This is a genomic window from Halomonas almeriensis (assembly GCF_030409235.1).
Lineage (GTDB): Bacteria > Pseudomonadota > Gammaproteobacteria > Pseudomonadales > Halomonadaceae > Halomonas > Halomonas almeriensis.
The window spans coordinates 450,629-471,516 of record NZ_JAUFPO010000009.1 but is presented as its reverse complement, the minus strand read 5'-3'; the positions used below and the strand labels follow the sequence as shown (position 1 = coordinate 471,516).

Here is a 20,888-nt window from a genome sequence, read left to right as displayed (position 1 = left end):
CCAGGGCCGGACAGGCGTCCGGGCCGGCATGGGCGAATCGAAGGGGTAAGCGGGAGGAGACAGCGCGTCGGCTCCGGGGGCCGGGGCTCAGAGGCTGACGGGGATTTTGGCGCCCAGCGGCTCGTGATAACGCGTCGCCAAGCCGGTGACCTCCTGCTCCACGATATGCTCGACCAGATAGGCTCGATGCACATCGGCGCGCTTGAGCTCCAGATAGACATCATCCAGCGAACGAAAGAGCATGGGCTTGGCGGCCCACATCAGTCGGTGGCGCTGACCTTCGATATCCTCGAGTTCGACTTGGTAGAAGCGATGCCCGGCATGGCCGATGACGCGGATTTCGACGTTATCATGTTCGGCCACGAAGGCCTTGAATTCCTTGAGGTCCATATGGCCTCCAGCAGTGGTTCGGTATCGTTCGCTCCCCCCAAGACTGCGTGCTCGAGATGACAGCCGTATGACCGATAGACACTGTTGGTGAAAACCGATGCCGGCAGGCCGGGTTGCGTTATTGATAATCCGCGGGATCGATGGCCTTGCCCAGGGACTTCTTGTCCACCCACTTGCCGGCCTTGGTTTCCTTGTAGCGCAGGACCACACGATCCCCGACCGACACCGGCAACTCCGAGTCCTCGGTCTGGTAGCTGTAGTGCTCGCCATCCACGACCAGTTCATAACGATACAGGTCGGGCATGCCAAGCCATTCCTTGAAGGGCCCCTCGCGTTCAGCCGATTGCAGTTCACCGCGTGCTTCCAGCTTGGGGGCACGGCGCTGGTTGCCGCGTCGGAATCCACCTGCCATGGATGCTTCTCCAGAGTACGATTGGGGAGTGGGATTATACGTGGCTGATGCACGGGCTCAAGCGAGACGCCTCACCCAGCGAAGGCTTCGCCGTAGCTGTCCGGGGCCAGATCCTCGAAACGCGTGTACTTGCCGATGAAGGCCATGTGCACGGTACCAATCGGGCCGTTACGCTGCTTGCCGATGATCACCTCGGCCAGACCCTGATTGTCGGGGTTATCTGGATTATAGACCTCGTCGCGATAGACGAAGCCGATGATATCGGCATCCTGCTCGATGGCGCCGGATTCGCGCAGATCCGACATCACCGGGCGCTTGTTGGGCCGCTGCTCCAGCGAGCGGTTGAGCTGGGAAAGCGCCACCACCGGGCATCCGAATTCCTTGGCCAGGCCCTTCAGCGAGCGGGATATCTCGGAAATCTCGCCGGTGCGGTTCTCGGAAAAGCCGGGAATCTGCATCAGCTGCAGATAGTCGATCATGATCAGCGAGAGATTGCCATGCTCGCGCACCACACGCCGTACCCGCGAGCGCATCTCGTTGGGCGACAGCGCCGCCGTGTCATCGATGAACAGCTGCTTGTCCTTGAGCAGATTGACCGCCGAGGTCAGGCGCGGCCAGTCCTCGTCTTCCAGCTGTCCGGTTCGCACCCGAGTCTGGTCGATACGCCCCAGTGAAGACAGCATGCGCAGCATCAGGGCCTCGGCGGGCATTTCCATGGAAAACACCATCACCGGGTTGTCACTAGAAATGACGGCATGCTCGACCAGGTTCATGGCGAAGGTAGTCTTGCCCATGGAAGGACGACCGGCAATGATCACCAGATCGGAGGGCTGCAGCCCCGAGGTCATGTCATCCAGGTCGCGAAAGCCGGTGGAAAGCCCGGTCATCTCGCCCTGCATGTTGAACAGCTCGTCGATGCGATCCACGGCCTTGGCAAGCAGATCGCTCATGCCGACCGGTCCGCCCGACTTGGGCCTGTCCTCGCTGATCTGGAAGACCAGCCGCTCGGCTTCGTTGACCAGCTCGTCCGAGGGTCGTCCCTGGGGGGCAAAGGCACTCTCGGCCACCTGGTTGGCCGCGCGGATCAGCTTGCGCAGGGTGGCCCGCTCGCGAACGATGTCCGCGTAGGCGCGAATGTTGCTGGCCGAGGGCGTGTTGCGCGCCAGTTCCGCCAGATAAGCCAGGCCACCGACGGTATCCAGCTGGTCGCGCCCTTCAAGCGCTTCCGAGAGCGTGACCACATCCATGGGTCTCGCCTCCTCGGCAAGCTGGGCCATGACATTGAAGACCAGACGATGCTCGTAACGATAGAAGTCGTCCGCCACCAGCCGGTCGGCCACATTATCCCAGGCGGAATTGTCGAGCATCAGGCCGCCGAGCACGGACTGTTCCGCCTCCAGCGAGTGCGGTGGCACCTTGAGTGCCGCCGTTTCCTGATCCAGCTCGTATGGTTCGTTCATGATTAAGCCCCTGACGAAATAGGCGCGACCATTCTACCCGAAGGAAGGCCTTGCCCCCATGACCCTGTAAAACCGTTACGACACCCGCCCGCCGGGTGCCAGACAGCAAAAGGGGCGCGAGGTAGAACCTCGCGCCCCTGGGCATCAACGCGAACGTTGAGTCTCGAGCTTACTCGCCCACAACCACGATGCGTACGCTGGCCTGAACCTCGGCGTGCAGGTACAGATCCACATCATACTCACCGGTCTGGCGGATCGGCCCCATCGGCATACGGACTTCGCTCTTGGCGACCTCGATGCCGGCGGAGGAAATCGCCTCAGACAGGTCACGCGGGCCAATGGAACCGAACAGCTTGCCTTCATCACCGCTCTTGGCGACCAGCGACAGCTCGATATCGTTGAGTTGCTCAGCGCGAGCTTCGGCTTCCGCCTTGCGCTCGGCGGCTTCCGCTTCCAGTTCAGCACGTTGTGCTTCGAAAGCCGCGATGTTTTCCTTGGTGGCCGGCACAGCAAGGCCGTAGGGCACCAGGTAGTTACGGCCATAGCCGGGCTTGACGTTGACCTGGTCACCCAGACCGCCCAGCTTGCCAATCTTGTCGAGCAGAATGACTTCCATCTCGTTAACCTCTTGTCAGTTGCCGCTGCCGAGACGCGCGCGGATGTTCACGAACGAATCCAGCAGGGCCACGAGCAGCACAATGAGAATCATGGGCCAGGTAAAGACGAGCATCACATAGAAGACGCCCAACCAGATCCCATGCATTCCCTTCAATCCAATAACACCATGTACCAACGCGATGCCGGCGACCAGCAAGGGTATCCAGATCAGCATGCCGAGTCCCGGCAGGTCGAACAGCACCCCAGCCAGGCCAACAACGAACAACACCAACAACTCACGGGGCATCAGCCGCAGGGCATGAAACTCCTCGCGAAACCCGCCGGGATTGTACAAGCCGGCTTGCCATGCGCGGGCCAGTGCCAGACAGGCCACCGACATCATCAGCACCACCAGACCGGTCACGCCCCCCATCAATAGGGTTGCGAGCTCCTGAGTATCCACTCCCTGACGAGCCATGTCGTCGAGCATGGTGGCGATCTGTGGAGCCCCCTGCTGCAGCTGATCGAGCAGCGCTTGCGCACTGCCGGGCGGCGTGAAGCTGCCCAGCTGAATCATCAGGGCGCCGCCCAGGGCACCCACGATCAAGGCTTCGCTCCAGCGCATGCGGGCCCGCAGCACCACGGCCATCAACGTCACCAGCAGGATGCTGGCCAGGGGCACGACATCGCCCTGACTCCACCACCATCCCGCCGGCACAGCGGCCGCCATGATGACCGGCAGGGCCGACGCCAACCCCTTGCGCAGGGTTACCAGTGCGGCAATGGAAGCCCCCAGCCAGAACAACCAGGGCACCAGACTGCTCAGGGCCGCCCCGATCATCGCCTGGGGCAGTCCCTGCATCAGCCATCGCGCGACAGGCAGCATCGTGTCGGTTTCTTACTGGTGGCTATCGGTGTAGGGCAGCAGCGCCAGGTAGCGTGCCCGCTTGATCGCGGAGGACAGCTGGCGCTGATAGCGAGCCTTGGTACCCGTGATACGGCTGGGAACGATCTTACCGGTCTCGGTGACGTAGCCCTTGAGCGTGTCCAGATCCTTGTAGTCGATCTGCTTTACGCCTTCGGCGGTAAAACGGCAAAACTTACGGCGACGGAAAAAACGTGCCATGTTAAGACTCCTTCAAACGTGCGACGGGTGGGCTCAGGCGGACTCGGCGGTGGTCGGCTTGTCGTCGCGACGCGCGCGCTTGTCCTCGGCCGGCTTCATCATCGGAGAAGCTTCGGTGATGGCTTCCTTGCAGCGCACCACCAGGCTGCGAATGATGGCATCGTTGAAGCGGAAGATGTTCTCGATTTCCTCGAGGGTCTCGCCGCTGCACTCGACGTTCATCAGCACGTAGTGAGCCTTGTGGATCTTGTTGATCGGGTAGGCCATGTGGCGGCGCCCCCAATCCTCGAGACGGTGCACGGTGCCGCCGTTCTCGGTAACGAGGCCGGTGTAACGCTCGACCATCGCCTGGACCTGCTCGCTCTGGTCCGGGTGGACCATGAAGACGATTTCGTAATGACGCATGGATTCTCCTTGCGGTTTGGCAGCTTCCGGTGGAGGCATCAGCCTTCCAGGGGAAGCAAGGAGGTGATTTTCGAAAAAAACACGACTCCCGCTCGACAGGCGAACGGGCGCAAGCATTATATAGACTCGACGGACTGTGCGCAACCACGGGATCTTGCGGCACCCAGCGGCTTCGTCCGCTCACTGCCGATCGGCATCCTGGTGCTTGAGCGAAGCCTCAAGGCGCGCAACCTGTCCACTCAATTCGCGCACATCCTGGCGCAGGTCCTGCAGTTCGGCTTGCTCACCCTCGCCGTTTTCCCGATCGATGGCGGCACTTTCCTTCTGCATCACATCCAGCACGATGCCGATCATCATGTTAAGGAAGATGAAGGCGGTCAGAAAGATGAAGGTCAGGTAATAGACCCAGCTCCAGGCGTAGGCCTCCTGGGTGGCGTACATGATGTCGGTCCAGTCCTCGAAGGTCGCGATCCGGAACAGCGTCAGCATCGCCGTGGCAATGTTGCCCCACAGGTAGTCATCCACCTCGACGAACAGAAAGCTGCCGATGGCGGCATAGATGTAGAAGATGATGAACATCAACAGCGCCACATAGCCCATGCGCGGGATCGACTTGACCAGGGCCGCCATCAGAATGCGCAGCTCCGGGATCATGGACACCAGACGCAATACCCGGAAGATGCGCAGCAGACGCGCCAGCAGCACCATATCGGACCCGCCAAGAGGCACCAGACTGGCCGTGACAACCAGGAAATCGAAGACGTTCCAGCCCTGCCTGAAGAAGTCACGCAGCCGCTTTTCCGCCGCCATGCGGATCACGATCTCCACCAGAAAGAAGACCGTCACCGCCAGGTCCATGGCCAGCAGCCAATAGTGGAAGCGGCTAGTGGCCGGGTAGGTCTTGGCCCCGACCAACAGGGCCGACACGATGATGATGGCGATCACCAGGGTTTCGAAGACCTTGTTGGCGCGAATGCGCTCGAAGCGGTCGCGCCAGGTCACCGCAGAGGCGCGCGTACCGAACCATCGTCTCATCAGCTTTCCAGGTCCACCTGGCGGTAGCCGATCAGGTACAGCACCGCATCGAGCCCCAGGGTCGAGATGCTCTGACGGGCCTGCTGCTGCACCAGCGGCTTGGCACGAAAGGCAATGCCCAGCCCGGCGGTGGCCAGCATCCTGAGGTCATTGGCACCATCGCCGACCGCGATGGTCTGCTCCATGGCAAGCTCTTCGCGCGCAGCGATCCCGCGCAGCAGTTCGGCCTTGCGCTCGGCATCGACGATCGGCTCGCGAACCTCACCGGTCAGCCGACCATTCTCGATGACCAACTCGTTGGCGTGCACCTCATCGAACCCGAGGCGCTGCTGCAGGTACTCGGCAAAGTAGGTGAAGCCGCCGGAGAGAATCGCGGTGCGATAGCCCAGGCGCTTGAGGTGGTGCATGAGACGCTCGACGCCATCCATGAGCGGCAAGTTCTCGGCGATCTCGGCCAGCACCGACTCGTCCAGCCCCTCTAGCCTGGCCATGCGCTCGCGAAAACTCTGCTGGAAGTCCAGCTCGCCGCGCATGGCACGCTCGGTGACCGCAGCCACCTCGTCGAAGACGCCATGCCGCCGTGCCAGCTCGTCGATGACCTCGGTCTGTATCAGCGTCGAGTCCATGTCGAAGCACACCAGGCGCCGGTGGCGGCGCCAGATCGAGTCTTCCTGCAGGGCGATGTCGACGCCATGCACGGCCCCAAGGGCCAGCGCCTTCTCGCGCAGGGCTTCGATGTCCACCTCATCGCCGCGCAACCAGCACTCGACACAGGCGCCATGGGGCGGCGCTTCGCCATCCAGGGGCTCACGGCCGGAGAGCCGGTGAATCAGCTCCACGGTCAGGCCCTGCTCGGCCGTCAGCAGGCCGACCTCGGCCAGAATACCGGCCGGCAGACGCGGCGCCAGCAGGGTCATGATCAGACGCGGCTGGCCACTCTGCACGCTCCAGCGATGATACTCCTCGGCACCGACCTGCACTGCCTGCACATCGAGCCCCAGCGCGCTGCCCGCCGCGGCGAGCGCTCCCTCCAGGTCGGCCTCGTGATCCAGGCCCGCCAACGCCTCCAGCGACAGCATGCCGAAGGTCACGCTCTGGTTGATATCCAGCAGCCGCGCCCCGCTACTCGCCAATGCCCGGCCCAACCCGGCCAGCTGGCCGGGGCGAGCGTTACCCGTCGCACGGATCAAGACTCGTCGTGTCATGTTACTCCCAGAAAGAAGAAGGAAGAGCGGCGCTACGCGCCTGGAAGAAGAAAGACAGCACTATAACCCACCTCCTGTCTTCCCTCTTCTACCTTCCCTCTTCCGCCTCAAGTCGGTCGACCTTCTGCAGGCCTCGGGGCAGCTTGCTGCCGCGGCGCCCGCGCTCACCTCGATAATAGTCCAGCTCGCTGGCCTTGAGGGTCAGCTTGCGCTTGCCGGCGTGCACCACCAGAACCTGGCCGGGGCCGAGCAGGGCCAGGTCGCGCAGGAATTCCTCGCGGCGGGCCGCGCGGGCTCCCGGGATATCGATCATCTTGTTGCCCTTGCCCTTGGCCATCTCGGGCAGATGCTCCAGCGGGAAGACCAACAGGCGCCCCTCGTTGGACACCGCGGCGACACTGATCCCCTCGCCTTCCGGCACCTGGATCGGTGGCAGCACGTTGCAGCCCTTGGGAACCGTCAACACGCCCTTGCCAGCCTTGTTCTTGCCGGTCATTGACTCCAGCGTGGCGACAAAGCCATAGCCGCCATCGGAGCAAAGCAGAAAACGGGATGTCGGCGGGGCCAGCATCACGCCGGCCATGTGCGCCCCGGCCGCCACATTGACGCGGCCGGTCACCGGCTCGCCCTGGCTGCGGGCGCTGGGCAGGTTATGCGCGGCCAGGGTATAAGCCCGCCCTGTGTCGTCGAGCAGCACCAGCGGCTGGTTGGTCTTGCCACGGGCCGCCAGGGCAAAACGGTCTCCCGCCTTGTAGGAAAGGCCCGCCGGATCGATGTCGTGCCCCTTGGCGCTGCGGATCCAGCCCTTCTCGGAGAGCACCACCGTGACCGGGTCGGCCCCGATCAGCTCCACCTCGGACAGCGCCCTGGCCTCCTGACGCTCAACCAGGGGAGCGCGACGCGCATCACCGTGCTGCTCGGCGGCCTCGCGCAGCTCGCGCTCGATCAGGTCGGTCAGCGCCGCCTCGTTGCCCAGCAGTTCCTTGAGGTGCTTGCGCTCTTCCTCGAGATCGTCCTGCTCGCCACGAATCTTCATCTCTTCGAGCTTGGCGAGATGGCGCAGGCGAAGTTCGAGGATGGCCTCGGCCTGACGCTCGCTCAGCCCGAAGGCCTGGATCAGCGCCGGCTTGGGCTCGTCCTCCTCACGGATGATGCGGATGACCTCATCGATATTGAGATAGGCCGTCAGCAGGCCCTCGAGGATGTGCAAGCGGTCCTCGACCTTGCCCAGACGGTGCTCGAGACGCCGACGCACCGTGCTGCGCCGGAAGTCCAGCCACTCACCGAGCATGCCGGCCAGCGACAGCACGCGCGGCCGTCCGTCCAGGCCGATCACGTTCATGTTGACGCGAACGTTCTTCTCGAGGTCCGTGGTGGCGAACAGATGCGCCATCAGGGATTCGACATCGACCCGGTTGGAGCGCGGCTCGATCACTAGCCGGGTAGGATCTTCATGCGTGGACTCGTCGCGCAGATCGGCAACCATGGGCAGCTTCTTGGCCTGCATCTGCCCGGCGATCTGCTCGAGCACCTTGGCGCCGCTGACCTGATAGGGCAGCGCAGTAATCACCACATTGCCGTCTTCGCGCGCGTAGCGGGCCCGAACTTTCACCGAGCCACGGCCGCTCTCGTAGGTCTTGCGCAGCTCCGCGGCCGGCGTGATGATCTCGGCCTCGGTGGGGAAATCCGGCGCCGGCAGGTGAGCCAGCAGATCGACGGTGGTCGCCTCGGGCTGGCGCAGCAGGTGACAGGTGGCCTCGACCACCTCATGGACATTGTGCGGCGGAATGTCCGTCGCCATGCCCACCGCGATGCCGGTGCCGCCATTGAGCAGCACATGCGGCAGGCGCGCCGGCAGCACCACGGGCTCGCTCATGGTACCGTCGAAGTTGGGCGCCCAGTCCACGGTGCCCTGGCCCAGCTCGCTGAGCAGCACCTCGGAGAACTTCGACAACCGCGCCTCGGTATAGCGCATGGCGGCGAAGGACTTGGGATCGTCCGGGCTGCCCCAGTTGCCCTGGCCATCCACCAGCGGATAGCGGTAACTGAAGGACTGCGCCATCAGCACCATGGCCTCGTAGCAGGCGCTGTCACCGTGCGGATGAAACTTGCCCAGCACATCGCCGACGGTCCGCGCCGACTTCTTGTACTTGGCACTGGCACTCAGCGACAGCTCGCGCATGGCGTAGATGATGCGCCGCTGAACCGGCTTCATGCCATCGCCGATATGCGGCAAGGCGCGGTCGAGAATGACGTACATCGAATAATCGAGATACGCCTTCTCGGTATACTCGCGAAGGGACAGACGCTCGACGTCCCCCTCCGCCACCTGGATATCCATGGTCATGGGTTCTGGGCCCTATCTTCCATCAGGAGAACAACACAGTCAGAAGAGGGAAGATCGGCGCTTCGCGCCTTGAAGAAGGAAGAACCCCTATACTCTCTTCCCTCTAACCTCGTATTTCTTCCCTCTTACGTCTTCCTTCTTCCCTCTTACACCTCGATCTCCGCGAGGTTGCCGTAGTCTTCGAGCCAGCTCTTGCGGTCGGCGGCGCGTTTCCTGGCCAGCAGCATGTCCATCATCTCCAGGGTGCCGTCGTCGGCTTCGCGGGTCAGTTGCACAAGGCGCCGGGTCTCGGCGGCCATAGTGGTCTCGCGCAGCTGCAGCGGGCTCATTTCGCCAAGGCCCTTGAAGCGCTGGACATTGGGCGTGCCGCGCTTGCCTTCGAGGCGGCGCAGAATCTCGGCCTTCTCGCTTTCGTCCAAGGCATAATAGACTTCCTTGCCCAGGTCGATGCGATACAGCGGCGGCATCGCCACATAGACATGGCCGGCATCCACCAGCGCCGGGAAATGCCGCAGAAAGAGGGCACACAGCAGGGTGGCAATGTGCAGGCCGTCGGAGTCGGCATCGGCGAGAATGCAGATCTTGTGATAGCGAAGCTTGTCGCGGTTGTCACTGCCGGGCTCCATGCCGATGGCCACGGCGATGTCGTGCACTTCCTGCGAGCCGTAGATATCCTGGCCCTCGACTTCCCAGGTATTGAGGATCTTGCCGCGCAGCGGCAGGATCGCCTGGGTCTCGCGCTGACGCGCCTGCTTGGCACTGCCGCCGGCGCTGTCGCCCTCGACCAGGAAAAGCTCGCTGCCGGCCGGGTCCTGACCGCTGCAGTCGGCCAGCTTGCCGGGTAGCGCCGGGCCGGAGGTGACCTTCTTGCGCGCCACCTTCTTGGCACTCTTCTGGCGCCGTTGGGCGGCGCTGATCACCAGCTCGGCCAGGGCCTCGCCCTGGTCGACATGATGGTTAAGCCACAGCGAGAAGGCGTCCTTGACGACCCCGGAGACGAAACCGGAAACCACGCGTGACGACAGGCGCTCCTTGGTCTGGCCGGCGAACTGCGGCTCCAGTATCTTGACCGAGAGCACATAGGAGACACGTTCCCAGAGATCCTCGGCGGTCAGCTTGACGCCCCGTGGCAGCAGGCTGCGGTATTCGCAGAACTCGCGCAGCGCCTCCAGCATGCCGGCCCTCAGACCGTTCACATGGGTCCCGCCGAGCGGGGTGGGAATCAGGTTGACGTAGCTCTCCAGCAAGGGCTCGCCACCTTCAGGCAGCCATTGAATGGCCCAGTCCACGGCCTGCTCGTCGTCGGCGAAATGCCCCACGAAGGGCGCGGCCGGCAGGACCTCGTAACCGTCGGTCGCCTGGGACAGGTAGTCGCGCAGGCCATCCTCGAACTGCCAGACACTTTCGGTACCATCGGCTTCAACCAGGGTCACCTTGAGCCCCGGGCAGAGCACCGCCTTGGCCCTCAGCAGGTGCTTGAGGCCCGGCAGCGAGAGTTTCGGCGAATCGAAATAGCTGACTTCCGGCCAGAAGCGCACCAGGGTGCCGGTCGCTCGCTTGGCCACCGAGCCGATGATCGACAGCTCCGAGGCCTTCTCGCCATGCTCGAAAGCCATCTGGTGGCGGCTGCCCTCCTTGAGCACCTCGATCTCGAGACGCCGGGAAAGCGCATTGACCACCGAGACGCCCACACCGTGCAGGCCGCCGGAAAAGCGATAGCTGGAGGACGAGAACTTGCCGCCGGCATGCAGTTTGGTCATGATCAGCTCGATACCCGAGACACCGTGCTCGGGGTGAATATCGATGGGCATGCCTCGCCCGTCGTCGCTGACCTCGACACCGCCATCCTCGAACAGCCGCACGGCAATGGCACTGGCGTAACCGCCTAGCGCTTCATCGACACTGTTGTCGATGACCTCCTGGATCAGGTGATTGGGGCGCGACGTATCGGTATACATGCCGGGGCGCTTGCGCACGGGCTCGAGCCCGGCAAGCACCTCGATCGAACTGGCACTGTACTGAGTCATGCATCACCCGGACTGATTAGAGTCATTTAGTTCCTTCCTCAACACTTTGGCCCGCGCCGCGGACAGGGCGTGACCGCCATGGGCCATGATGGCCGGCAGATAGTCCGCAAGCGCACTGAAGCCGTGATCGCCCCCGGGGTGCAGGATGGTGCGCGCGCCCCGGTAAAGCTGCCGGGCATCCTGCGGCGCCAGTGTCTCATCGGCCGTGCCAAGCAACAGCAGATAGCGCCAGGGCGCCACGCCTGCCGGCGTCATGTCGGCCAGTGCCCGTCGATGGGCATCCTCCACCCGGAAGGACTCGCCAGTGTAGGGGTTGACGTGGGTCATACCGACCCAGTCGGCCACCAGCCGCACCGGGGCCACGGCCGGGTTGATCAGCGCGGCCGTCAGATCATGACGCTCGGCCAGCACGCTGGCCAGAAAGCCCCCCATGGAACTGCCCACGACCATGGGCGCCGCCCCCAACCCGCACAGATCGGCCTCGGCCCGAACCAGGGCGTGGTCGGGGCGGTGAGGCAGGTCCGGCGTCGCGCACGGCAATGACAGATACCCACAGGCATCGCGCACCAGGGCGGCCTTGGGCGATGCACTGCCGCTGTTGAAGCCGTGCAGATAGAGCACGCCACTGGCGGTCGGCAAGGCGGACATGGCGCTCAGCATACGCGAAAAACTGTATATATGGCCAGCATTAAAGCCCCAGGCCGGTTCTGAAGACTCCGGACGACCGGCTTCACGACTCTGCCGCCCAGACGGCCTCGATCAATCCGCGGGTGGAATCATCCATGCCATCGATGTCGGCCTGATGCTCCAGAATGCGCCGCGTCTCGCCGGCCAGGGTCTTGCCCAGCTCGACGCCCCACTGATCGAAGGGGTTGATATCCCAGATGGTCGCCTGAACAAAAACCTTGTGCTCGTAGAGCGCCACCAGGGCACCCAGGGTGCGCGGCGTCAGGCGATCCAGCAGCAGGGTGCTGGAGGGCTGATTACCGGCATAGCGCTTGTGGCCCGGGCGCGGCCCGTCGTCATCGAGCGCGGCATCGCCCAGCATCAGGGCCCGCGACTGGGCGAAGCAGTTGGCCAGCGTCAGACGATGCTGGCTCATCAGGTGGTCCCTGGTCGCCGGGTCGTCCACATCGTCATAGCGCACCCTCGGGGCGATGAAGTCGCACACTACCGACTGAGTACCCTGATGCAACAGCTGGTAGAAAGCATGCTGGGCGTTGGGACCCAGTTGCCCCCAGAGCACCGGACAGGTCGAATAGTTGACCGGCTCGCCATCATGATTGACCGACTTGCCGTTGGACTCCATCTCCAGCTGCTCGAGATAGGCCGCGAAGTATTCCAGCCGGCCGTCATAGGGCAGGATCGAATGGGCCCGGATGTCCAGGAAGTTGACATTCCAGATACCCGCCAGCGCCAGCAGAACCGGCAGGTTGTCGCCCAGCTCGGCCTCGCTGAAGTGGCGGTCCATGTCGTGCGCGCCGGCCAGCAGCTCGCGGAAGTGGTCCATGCCGACGACCAGGGCGATGGGCAGTCCGATGCCTCCCCAGAGGGAATAACGCCCGCCGACCCACTCCCAGAACTCCAGCTGGTGCGCATCATCGATGCCCCATTCGCGCATCTTTTCGGGGCTCGCCGAGACCCCGATGAAGTGCTGACGCATCAACAGCGACTCGTCGACGCCCTCCTCGCGGTCACTGCCCAGCAGCCGCGCCTTCAGCCAGTTCCGCGCGGTCCGCGCATTGGTCAAGGTGTCGATGGTCGTGAAGGACTTGGACGACAGCACAAAGAGCGTCGTTTCGGGATTGAGCCGGCCCAGGTAGTCGGCAAGTTGCGAGCCGTCCATGGTCGAGGCGAAGTGCACATCAATGGCATGTATCCCCTGCGGCCGGTAGTCCGCCAGCGCATGGGTGACCATCAGCGGTCCGAGGTCGGAACCGCCCACCCCCAGGTTGACCACATCACGGATCGGCTTGCCGGTGGCGCCACGCCACTGACCGGCGTGGAAGCGCTCGACCATGAGCTCCATGCGCGCCAGGGTGTCATGCACCGAGGCCACCAGATCCTCACCTTCCACCTCGAGGCAGGCATCTTCCGGCAGGCGCAGAGCGGTATGCAGGGCGGGCCGATTCTCGCTGAGGTTGAGGCGCTCGCCAGCCAGCAGGCCGCAGATCGAGTCCTCCACACCGGCCTCCCGGGCCAGATTCAACAACAGCGCCAGGGTCCGGCTGTCCCAGCGCTGCTTTGAGAGATCCAGCGTCAGGCCGGCCGCCTCGCGGCTGAAGTCAGCAAAGCGCGTCTGTTGACCGGCGAACAGCTCACGTAGGTGGCGTTGCCCCATGCCCTCGGCATGCTCGGCCAGCGCTTGCCAGGCCTTCCTGTGTTCCACGGGGCATTGGCTCATCTCTCCACTCCTGATCGTCCTGTGTGCAGCCTGCGGCAGGGAAGCGTAGAATAACGGACTTCCAGCCCAACGCTTCGACCTTCCCATGAGTAATGCATCTTACCGTGACGGCATCTTTTCGACACCCCTGGACAGAGTCGCCGGCTTTTCCTTCGATGAACGCGTGGTCGCCTGCTTCCCGGACATGATCCGTCGCTCCGTGCCCGGCTACGGGCAGATACTTGCCATGCTGGGGCCGCTGGCCCGCCGGCATCTGCGTCATGGCGGTCATGTCCATGATCTGGGCTGCTCGCTGGGCGCCGCCGGCCTGGCCCTGGCAGGCCAGCTGCCACCCGATGCGTTTCGCTATACCGGCATCGATCTCTCGCCAGCCATGGTGGAGCGTGCCAGCCAGACCCTGCGCGAGGAATATCCCGCGCATGACATGACAGTGATCGAGGACGATATCCGCCGGCATGCCTTCGAGGCCTCGGGCATGATCCTGCTCAACTTCACCCTGCAGTTTCTCGCCCCCGAGGATCGCGACAGCGTCATCGCGCGCCTCTACGAGGCACTCGAGCCCGGCGGTGTGCTGATCCTGTCCGAAAAGATCGTCGCCGATGATGAGCAGGACAATGCCTGGCTGGTCGAACGCTACCACGACTTCAAGCGCGCCAATGGCTACAGCGACCTGGAAATCAGCCAGAAGCGCACCGCCCTGGAAAACGTCCTGGTACCGGACACCCTGGCGGCCCATCACGACCGGCTCGCGGACGCCGGCTTCAGTCGTTCGCTGACCTGGTTCCAGTACCTGAACTTCGCCGCCCTGATCGCCTTCAAGGAGGCCTGATGTCGACCCGCCAGGACGTTCACCGACCGCTTTACCAGGCCTTCCTCGACCAAGGACTGGACACCTGGCTGGCGCGGCTGCCGGAGCAGCTGGCAAGCGGCCTGGACCGCAGGCGCCATGGCGACCTGCCGGCCTGGGAAAAGGCCGTGGCCAAGCTGCCGGCACTACCCGAGCCGCGGCAAGTGGCGCTTGATGCCGACTGCGTGACGGTGGACTGCGCGCTCGATGCCAGCCGCCAGCGCCAGTGCGAGAGCCTGTTGCGCGCCCTGTCGCCCTGGCGCAAGGGACCCTACCGGCTCGGCGGCGTCAGTATCGATTGTGAATGGCGCTCGGACTGGAAATGGCAGCGCCTCGCCCCTCACCTGGCGTCGCTGCAGGGACGACGCGTGCTCGATGTGGGAGGCGGCAATGGCTACCACGCCTGGCGCATGACCGGTGCCGGTGCCGCCTTTACCCTGGTCATCGACCCCTCGCCGCGCTTCTTTTGGCAGTTTCAGGCGGTACGCCACTTCATCGGCGAAGCGGATCAGGGGCGTACCCATTTCCTGCCGGTGGGCATCGAGGCGGTGCCGGAGAATCTGGCGGCGTTCGACACCGTCTTTTCCATGGGCGTGCTCTATCACCGCCCTTCGCCTCTCGAACATTTGCTCCAGCTCAAGGCGGCCCTGCGACCGGGCGGCGAGCTGGTGCTGGAAACCCTGGTGGTGCGCGGCGACGCCACCACGGTATTGCTGCCGGGCGAGCGTTACGCCGCCATGCCCAACGTCTACTTCCTGCCGTCCTCCGCCGCGCTGACGGGCTGGCTGGAGCGCTGCGGCTTCGAGAATGTGCGCGTCGTCGACGAGGCCGACACCCGGCTCGACGAGCAGCGCTCCACCGACTGGATGACCTTCCAGTCCCTGGCCGACTTCCTCGACCCACGGGATCCGAGCCTGACCCGGGAGGGCTATCCGGCGCCACGCCGCGCCATCATCCTCGCCAACCGTCCCGGCTAGGCAGAGGCGCCTGCCTTCAGCGGATCAAGGCAGCGGGACGCGCACCACCCGGGTCGACACGGCTCCATTGGCGGCAGATGGCGGCAGGTCGATGATGCGAAAGCCCGGAAGGGCCTCACTGTCGACGGCAAAGGCCCGGGAGCCGGGCAGGAACTGGTCCGAAGTCGACGGACAGGCATGCACCGGCACCTCTCCCCGGGGTAGCGCCTGTCGCGTATCAACGGCCTGGTGCACATGACCACAGAAGATCGCCGCGACCGGCTCATGCGCGGCCAGCACCTCCCAGAACTCGGCCGCATCGACGAGCCCCAGGGCATCGATCCAGGCCGAGCCGACCGCCAGCGGCGGATGATGCATGGCCACCAGGGGCGCTCGCTGGCTCCTGCTCAGCTCGGCATCCAGGGCGGCAAGCCGTTCGGGGCCCAGCCTGCCATGCGCCTCGCCGACCACCTGGGTATTCAGCAACAGCATGTCCACCGCCCCCAGTTCGATCCGAGCCTGCGGCGCTTGAAACTGCTGCATCAGGGCGGGCACATCATGGTTGCCGGGCAGCCAGTACCAGGGGCACGCCAGACGCGCCAGTTCGCGCTCCGCCAGCACATAGGAAGCCCGGCTGTCGTCCTGGCTGATATCGCCCGTGACCAGCAGCATGTCCGGCTGATAGCGGGCCACCTCATCGAGGACTCGACACCATTGGCGATAGGGGTTGCCGGTTCTGGAGCATGCCGCCGGGTCGGCGTGCAGGTGACAGTCACTGACCTGGATCAGGCGCATCAGGGCAATTCGGGAATATCGATGGCATGACCATGCGCCAGGCCGTGATCCAGCCACTCACCGAGAAATCGGTTGAGCTGGAGCTTTTCGTCGGGCTGGTGCATGTGCGCATTGGGATAGCGATAACGGCCATCGAAGTGCCGCTGGCGCTGGAAGTCGTTGACCTCGGCCATGCGCACGTCATGGTACAGATGCACCCGCATGCGCGGCGTTTCCAGCAGCGAATCCAGCACACCGCGCTGGGAGACACGCACGATGCTGGTATAGGGCGCGCGTTCCAGGAGTTCCAGGCACAGGATGCCCAGGCGCTTGCCCTGGCCGAGCAGCTCGTACTCGCGGGTCTCGCCGGCCTCCATGTCGCCCAGCAGGCGCATCAGGCGCACGAAGTTGGCCGTGCACTCTCCCTGGAGGTCCTTCAGATCGGTGACATAGGCACTCTTCGACACGCTAACTCCTTGCTCTGAGTGAGGCTCGTCGCGCGGCCAGCCAATGAAAGCCGATCAGGCACATGGCATTATCGAGCCGCCCCGCCTGGAGCAGTTCCCAGCAACGCGGGAATGATAGCACATGCACACGAATATCCTCGTGCTCCTCGGCCAGGCCATGTACACCGCCCAGGCCACGGCTGTCGATCAGTCCGCAGAACAGGGTAACCTGCTCATCGCAGGCCCCGGGACTGGGATAGTAGGTGTGTACTTCATGCAGCTCGCCGACGCTGCAGCCGGCTTCCTCCATGGCCTCGCGCCGTGCCACCTCGGCGGCCGTCTCGCCCGGCTCCACCAGGCCGGCGACACACTCGAGCTTCCAGGGCGAAACGGGATCATCGATGGCCCCGGCACGGAACTGCTCGACCAGCACCACGGCGTCACGCTCGGCATCATAGAGCAGCACGCCCACCGCATCATGGCGATGATGCACCTCGCGGGTCATGGTCGCGCTCCAGCCGCCTTCGAAGAGGCGGTGGCGCAACCTCAGGGCATCCAGACGGAAAAATCCCTGGTAGAGATAGCACCGCTCGAGGAGGTCGACATCATCGACGCCGAACGCCGCACTGGCCGATGCATGGTCCTCATCCGCTGCCGACATGGAGCCTCCGCTTGTGGCAAAAGAGCCATTATCGGGACCATGCCAGGGCTTCGGCAAGCAGAAGGCGACACTGGCCCGGTTATTTCAGCTCATCGACCAGCGCCGCCGCCCTCTCGCGCAGGGTCTCATCCCAGGCCGTCACACTGGCGCGCGCTTCGCCCTCCCGGGCCTGCCGCGCATGCTCGAGCGCCTGCGCATCACGCCCCTCGTCTGCGAGGAAGACCGCATAATAGTAATGGGCCGCGATGCCTTGCGGCTGAAGCTCCAGGGCGCGCTGGAACATGGCCTCGGCCGTCTCGTCATCACCGAAGGCCACCGGCCAGCCAGGCGCCCGGGCATAGAGTGCCCCCAGGGTGACCTGCGCCGATCCCTGTCGGCCCCGGGGATCAAGCTCGATGGCACGCTCCAGCACTCGCCGCGCCTGCTTGGCCGGGCCGAGGGCATCCAGCCCACCGGTCTCGCGGGCCAGCGAGGCCAGGATGACGCCCTGATTGATCAGCACATCGCTGACATCCGGATTGGCCTGCGCCAGAGCCGCCGCCTCTTCCGCCAGGGCCGACAGCGCCTCACCGCGACGGGCCGGCGCCATTTCGGTGGATATATGTTCCCAACGCCGGGTCTGGGAAAAGGCGTCGCTCTGCCAGGCTTGTGCCAGGGGCGTTATCCCGAGCCCCAGACAGAGGACGACGGCAAACCAATGTTGTTGACGCATGATGCACTCCTCGAAGAGCCATTGACGTATTCATCACTCATCCAATGTAACGAACGTTTGATTGATCCTCCAGCGCATCACCCCGCGGGTGGCGTGCAACGGCCCTCTCATGAGCGCATTGCCTGATGACCTGGCATGGCGTATGTTGCGGCTCTCGAGGCACTCTGCAGGTTTCCGGAGGCGTGATTCATGAAAGGCCGCAACATGACCCGCTGGCGCGATCCGGCCAAGGACCCGCGCCAGGAGCCCAGAAGCAACCTGATTACCGCCGAGGGGGCGGAGCGGCTGCGCGGCATTCTCGATCATCTCTCTCGGGTCAAGCGCCCCGCCCTCTCGACCAAGGTAGGCGAGGCTGCCGCGCTCGGCGACCGTAGCGAGAACGCCGACTACACCTACAACAAGAAAGAGCTCAACCGAGTCATCGCCCGTATCCGCTATCTGACCAAACGCCTCGACGAGCTTCAGGTAGTCGACCGTTTGCCGGCCGACACTCAGCGCATCTTCTTTGGTGCCTTCGTGACGCTCGAGGATGAAGACAGCCAGACCCTGCAACTGCGCATCGTCGGACATGACGAGACCGACACCGGCAAGCACTGGATCAGTGTCGACGCCCCGCTTGCCAAGGCATTGCTCGGCAAGGGGCTGGACGACGAAGCCACCGTCGCGGCACCCGGCGGAGAAACCACCTACCTGATCACCGCCATCGAGTACCGCGATCCGCAGGCAGAAAGCTGACGAGCATCGAGACTCGAGTGGCGACAACCGGGACTCGAGTGGCGAGAAACGAGCGACGAGCAGTTTACAGCTCGCATCTCGCAGCTCTTGGCTCTTGGCTCTTGACTCTTGGCTCGTATCGAGAATCGAGCGGCGAACACCGGAACTCGAGTAGCGAGGAACGAGCGGCGAGCAGTTTACAGCTCGCATCTCGCAGCTCGTGGCTCGTGGCTCGTGGCTCGTGGCTCGTGTCTAGAATCGAGCAGCGAACACCGGAACTCGAGTAGCGAGGAACGAGCGGCGAGCAGTTCACAGCTCGCATCTCGCAGCTCGTGGCTCGTGGCTCGTAGCTCGTGGCTCGTAGCTCGACTCAGCGCTTCACGGCTCGATAAACGCGAAACCGGCGATCATCCGCCAGGATCTCGAATGTGCCGAAGGCCCGCTCGAGCAGGTTCGGGTAAGGCAGGAAGGCATTGGCGACCAGCCACAACTGACCACCCGGCTGAAGATGTCGCGGAGCCTCCTCGATCAGGCGCGCGGCCGGGCCGTAATCCACGGCACGCTCCTGATGAAAGGGCGGATTGCTGACGATGGCGTCGAAACAACGCTGCCCCAGCCCCGAGTAGACATCACCATGAAAGACGTCCCCCGGCAGATCATTGGCCGCCAGGGTGCGCCGGGTGGACTCTACCGCAAAGCCGTTGACGTCCACCGCGGTGACCGAGTGTCCGCGGCGCGCCAGCCAGGCCGCCAGGATGCCGTCCCCGCAGCCCATGTCGAGCGCGCTACCCCCTTGGGGCAGACCGGCATCCAGCCGGGACAGCAACAGGCGCGTGCCCTCGTCCAGCTTGCCGTGGCCGAAGACGCCCGGATGGCTGACCAGGTGCAGGCCCTCGGCCTCGAAACGCGTCCAGGCGTCATCCGGGTCGAGGGCCACACGATCCAGCCGTGAGGCAAAAAGACTGCAACGCCGGGCACTGTCTAGCTTGCGACAGCCCAGACCCAGCGCGGCCAATACCTTGAGCACGCGCTTGATGCCACCCTGGTTCTCCCCCACTACGTGCAAGGGGGTTCCCGGCTCGAGCCGGGCACACAACCACAGCAGCCACCACTCACCCAGAGCATGCGTCTTGGGCCAGAACAGCACCACACCCGGCGGCGCGGGAGGGCTGTCGACGAAGGGCGAATGCGCGCGTCTGTCTCTCGCCTGCCAGTCGGCCAGCAGGCTGTGATCGGCACTCATCAGTTGCCCTCCGGCGTGTTGCAGCCAGTCATCCGCCGGAGGAGCGACCCACAGCCAGTCGTGGTAATGGGTGTCCTGGCGATCCAGCAATTGGCAGACAGGGGTCTCGGCACTCATCGGCAGTTTTCCTCGGCATCCTGGCTGGCGGGCACCAGGGTATACAGCAAATAACGCCCCAGCCGCCAATAGGGTTCGCTACGTGAGTAGCGCCACTCCAGCTCGAGCAGCTTGTCGTCCATCTCCGGCGTGTCGACCGCCACCTGCAGGTAGTCATCGAAGACCCGGATGCCCGCCTGGTGTTTTACCCGCAGGCCCGTTTCGCCCGCCCAGGTCAGAATATCCTGGTGTGTCAGCGGCGAGATGGGGGCCAGTCGCTTGCCCTTGCCCAGCCCGGCCAGCCGGTCCTGCATGACACGCTCCAGATTGCCCTTGAGCAGGTTCGAAAAGCGCATGGCATCGCGATTGAAGACCATCAGGGAGAGCTGCCCATCCGGGGCGAGCAGGCCAGCCAGGGTCGCCAGGGCAGCTCGCGGGTCGGCCATCCATTCAAGCACGGCGTGGCAGGTCAGCAGAGGCCAGGGACCCGGCATGCGGGCCGGCAGTTCCTGCAGGGACAGGTCCCGCAGCTCGACCGTCGTCTCGGCCAGGCGCCTGAATGCCTGATCGCGCATGTCGCGGGCGGGCTCACACAGGGTGACCGGGTGCCCCCGGGCGGCCAGCCAGGCAGACAACTGCCCGAGGCCACCGCCGATATCCAGCGTCGGCTGGGCCTCCAGGGTCAGCATCTCGGGCAGCAGTCGATCCAGCAACGCCAGGCGCAGCGCACCGCGTCGACTGGCATAGAGACTGTCGGCAAACTTGTCGGCCATGCCATCGAAATGGCGATCACCGTGGGCAGAAAACGTCGTCATGGAGAGTCAGGGGGGCCGGCCGGAATGCCGACATTCTACCCGGAATCGACGGGCATCTCATTGCCTGGCGACTTTATCTCGACGGGTCAGCCGCTTATACTACGCCACGACCGAACGCCATGGACGTTCACCGTCAGCGCCCTCTTAGCTCAGCAGGATAGAGCAGCCGCCTCCTAAGCGGCAGGTCACTGGTTCGAATCCAGTAGAGGGCGCCAT

The 20,888-nt window shown here is 64.2% G+C and carries 22 protein-coding genes and 1 tRNA gene; 4 read left to right on the top strand and 19 right to left on the bottom strand.

Features of this window, described 5'->3' with window-relative positions:
• Nucleotides 1-87: 87 nt before the first annotated feature.
• The 13 genes from QWY74_RS08955 to pgi all read right to left on the bottom strand — a co-directional run bounded on the left by QWY74_RS08955 (nt 88) and on the right by pgi (nt 13,408).
• Nucleotides 88-390 carry a hypothetical protein gene (locus QWY74_RS08955; RefSeq protein ID WP_264824012.1) on the bottom strand — a complete coding sequence of 101 codons (303 nt, stop codon included), beginning with the start codon at nt 388-390 and terminating at the stop codon, nt 88-90.
• A gap of 118 nt (nt 391-508) precedes the next feature.
• The gene (locus tag QWY74_RS08950) at nt 509-802 is read right to left on the bottom strand and encodes a hypothetical protein (RefSeq protein WP_264824013.1); all 294 of its coding nucleotides are present in this window, start codon (nt 800-802) and stop codon (nt 509-511) included.
• A gap of 71 nt (nt 803-873) precedes the next feature.
• Nucleotides 874-2,262: a replicative DNA helicase gene (dnaB, locus tag QWY74_RS08945; RefSeq protein ID WP_290314184.1), complete on the bottom strand. Its 1,389-nt coding sequence runs from the start codon at nt 2,260-2,262 to the stop codon at nt 874-876.
• A gap of 169 nt (nt 2,263-2,431) precedes the next feature.
• Nucleotides 2,432-2,878: a 50S ribosomal protein L9 gene (gene rplI / locus QWY74_RS08940; protein WP_290314183.1), complete on the bottom strand. Its 447-nt coding sequence runs from the start codon at nt 2,876-2,878 to the stop codon at nt 2,432-2,434.
• Between the two features lie 15 nt (nt 2,879-2,893).
• Nucleotides 2,894-3,745 carry a hypothetical protein gene (locus tag QWY74_RS08935; RefSeq protein WP_264824016.1) on the bottom strand — a complete coding sequence of 284 codons (852 nt, stop codon included), beginning with the start codon at nt 3,743-3,745 and terminating at the stop codon, nt 2,894-2,896.
• A 12-nt stretch (nt 3,746-3,757) separates the two neighbouring features.
• On the bottom strand, nt 3,758-3,985 hold the full coding sequence (rpsR, locus tag QWY74_RS08930; RefSeq protein ID WP_264824017.1) for a 30S ribosomal protein S18: 228 nt from the start codon (nt 3,983-3,985) through the stop codon (nt 3,758-3,760).
• Between the two features lie 33 nt (nt 3,986-4,018).
• Nucleotides 4,019-4,390, bottom strand: coding sequence for a 30S ribosomal protein S6 (rpsF, locus tag QWY74_RS08925; protein WP_264824018.1), 372 nt, complete (start codon nt 4,388-4,390; stop codon nt 4,019-4,021).
• 180 nt (nt 4,391-4,570) lie between these two features.
• Nucleotides 4,571-5,425 (bottom strand): ion transporter, encoded by an 855-nt coding sequence (locus QWY74_RS08920; RefSeq protein WP_290314182.1) that lies wholly within the window; start codon nt 5,423-5,425, stop codon nt 4,571-4,573.
• Nucleotides 5,425-6,630 (bottom strand): phosphoserine phosphatase SerB, encoded by a 1,206-nt coding sequence (gene serB, locus QWY74_RS08915; RefSeq protein WP_264824020.1) that lies wholly within the window; start codon nt 6,628-6,630, stop codon nt 5,425-5,427. The genes QWY74_RS08920 and serB overlap by 1 nt, the downstream gene beginning before the upstream one ends.
• 88 nt (nt 6,631-6,718) lie before the next feature.
• Entirely contained in the window at nt 6,719-8,977 is a 2,259-nt protein-coding gene (gene parC, locus QWY74_RS08910) for a DNA topoisomerase IV subunit A (RefSeq protein ID WP_264824021.1), read from the bottom strand.
• Nucleotides 8,978-9,123: 146 nt separating this feature from the next.
• Nucleotides 9,124-11,004: a DNA topoisomerase IV subunit B gene (parE, locus tag QWY74_RS08905; RefSeq protein ID WP_264824022.1), complete on the bottom strand. Its 1,881-nt coding sequence runs from the start codon at nt 11,002-11,004 to the stop codon at nt 9,124-9,126.
• Between the two features lie 3 nt (nt 11,005-11,007).
• Complete coding sequence (locus QWY74_RS08900) at nt 11,008-11,652, bottom strand: YqiA/YcfP family alpha/beta fold hydrolase (protein WP_264824023.1); 645 nt, start codon at nt 11,650-11,652, stop codon at nt 11,008-11,010.
• A gap of 82 nt (nt 11,653-11,734) precedes the next feature.
• Entirely contained in the window at nt 11,735-13,408 is a 1,674-nt protein-coding gene (gene pgi / locus QWY74_RS08895; RefSeq protein WP_290314181.1) for a glucose-6-phosphate isomerase, read from the bottom strand.
• Between the two features lie 85 nt (nt 13,409-13,493).
• Here pgi and cmoA point away from each other — a divergent pair, with 85 nt between their 5' ends.
• Nucleotides 13,494-14,237 carry a carboxy-S-adenosyl-L-methionine synthase CmoA gene (cmoA, locus tag QWY74_RS08890; RefSeq protein WP_264824025.1) on the top strand — a complete coding sequence of 248 codons (744 nt, stop codon included), beginning with the start codon at nt 13,494-13,496 and terminating at the stop codon, nt 14,235-14,237.
• A complete protein-coding gene (gene cmoB / locus QWY74_RS08885; protein WP_264824026.1) occupies nt 14,237-15,232 on the top strand; it encodes a tRNA 5-methoxyuridine(34)/uridine 5-oxyacetic acid(34) synthase CmoB in 996 nt (331 codons plus the stop codon). The genes cmoA and cmoB overlap by 1 nt, the downstream gene beginning before the upstream one ends.
• A 24-nt stretch (nt 15,233-15,256) precedes the next feature.
• Here cmoB and QWY74_RS08880 read toward each other — a convergent pair whose 3' ends face one another.
• The 4 genes from QWY74_RS08880 to QWY74_RS08865 all read right to left on the bottom strand — a co-directional run bounded on the left by QWY74_RS08880 (nt 15,257) and on the right by QWY74_RS08865 (nt 17,804).
• Nucleotides 15,257-16,006, bottom strand: a complete 750-nt coding sequence (locus tag QWY74_RS08880; protein WP_290314180.1) for a metallophosphoesterase — start codon at nt 16,004-16,006, stop codon at nt 15,257-15,259.
• On the bottom strand, nt 16,006-16,452 hold the full coding sequence (locus tag QWY74_RS08875; RefSeq protein WP_264824028.1) for a DUF1249 domain-containing protein: 447 nt from the start codon (nt 16,450-16,452) through the stop codon (nt 16,006-16,008). Before QWY74_RS08875 ends, QWY74_RS08880 begins: the two co-directional genes overlap by 1 nt.
• A gap of 1 nt (nt 16,453) precedes the next feature.
• Nucleotides 16,454-17,092, bottom strand: a complete 639-nt coding sequence (locus QWY74_RS08870; RefSeq protein WP_264824030.1) for an NUDIX domain-containing protein — start codon at nt 17,090-17,092, stop codon at nt 16,454-16,456.
• A 79-nt stretch (nt 17,093-17,171) separates the two neighbouring features.
• Nucleotides 17,172-17,804: a TRAP transporter TatT component family protein gene (locus QWY74_RS08865; RefSeq protein ID WP_264824031.1), complete on the bottom strand. Its 633-nt coding sequence runs from the start codon at nt 17,802-17,804 to the stop codon at nt 17,172-17,174.
• A gap of 189 nt (nt 17,805-17,993) precedes the next feature.
• Between QWY74_RS08865 and greB the strand changes: the two genes are divergently transcribed.
• On the top strand, nt 17,994-18,539 hold the full coding sequence (gene greB, locus QWY74_RS08860; protein ID WP_264824032.1) for a transcription elongation factor GreB: 546 nt from the start codon (nt 17,994-17,996) through the stop codon (nt 18,537-18,539).
• Nucleotides 18,540-18,888: 349 nt separating this feature from the next.
• On the opposite strand, the gene QWY74_RS08855 is transcribed toward greB, so the two are convergent.
• Nucleotides 18,889-19,878 carry a methyltransferase gene (locus QWY74_RS08855; RefSeq protein ID WP_290314179.1) on the bottom strand — a complete coding sequence of 330 codons (990 nt, stop codon included), beginning with the start codon at nt 19,876-19,878 and terminating at the stop codon, nt 18,889-18,891.
• Nucleotides 19,875-20,672, bottom strand: a complete 798-nt coding sequence (locus QWY74_RS08850; protein ID WP_264824034.1) for a methyltransferase domain-containing protein — start codon at nt 20,670-20,672, stop codon at nt 19,875-19,877. Before QWY74_RS08850 ends, QWY74_RS08855 begins: the two co-directional genes overlap by 4 nt.
• A 138-nt stretch (nt 20,673-20,810) precedes the next feature.
• On the opposite strand from QWY74_RS08850, the gene QWY74_RS08845 reads away from it, so the two are divergent.
• Nucleotides 20,811-20,887: transfer RNA gene (locus tag QWY74_RS08845), tRNA-Arg, on the top strand.
• The last annotated feature ends 1 nt before the right edge of the window (nt 20,888 follow it).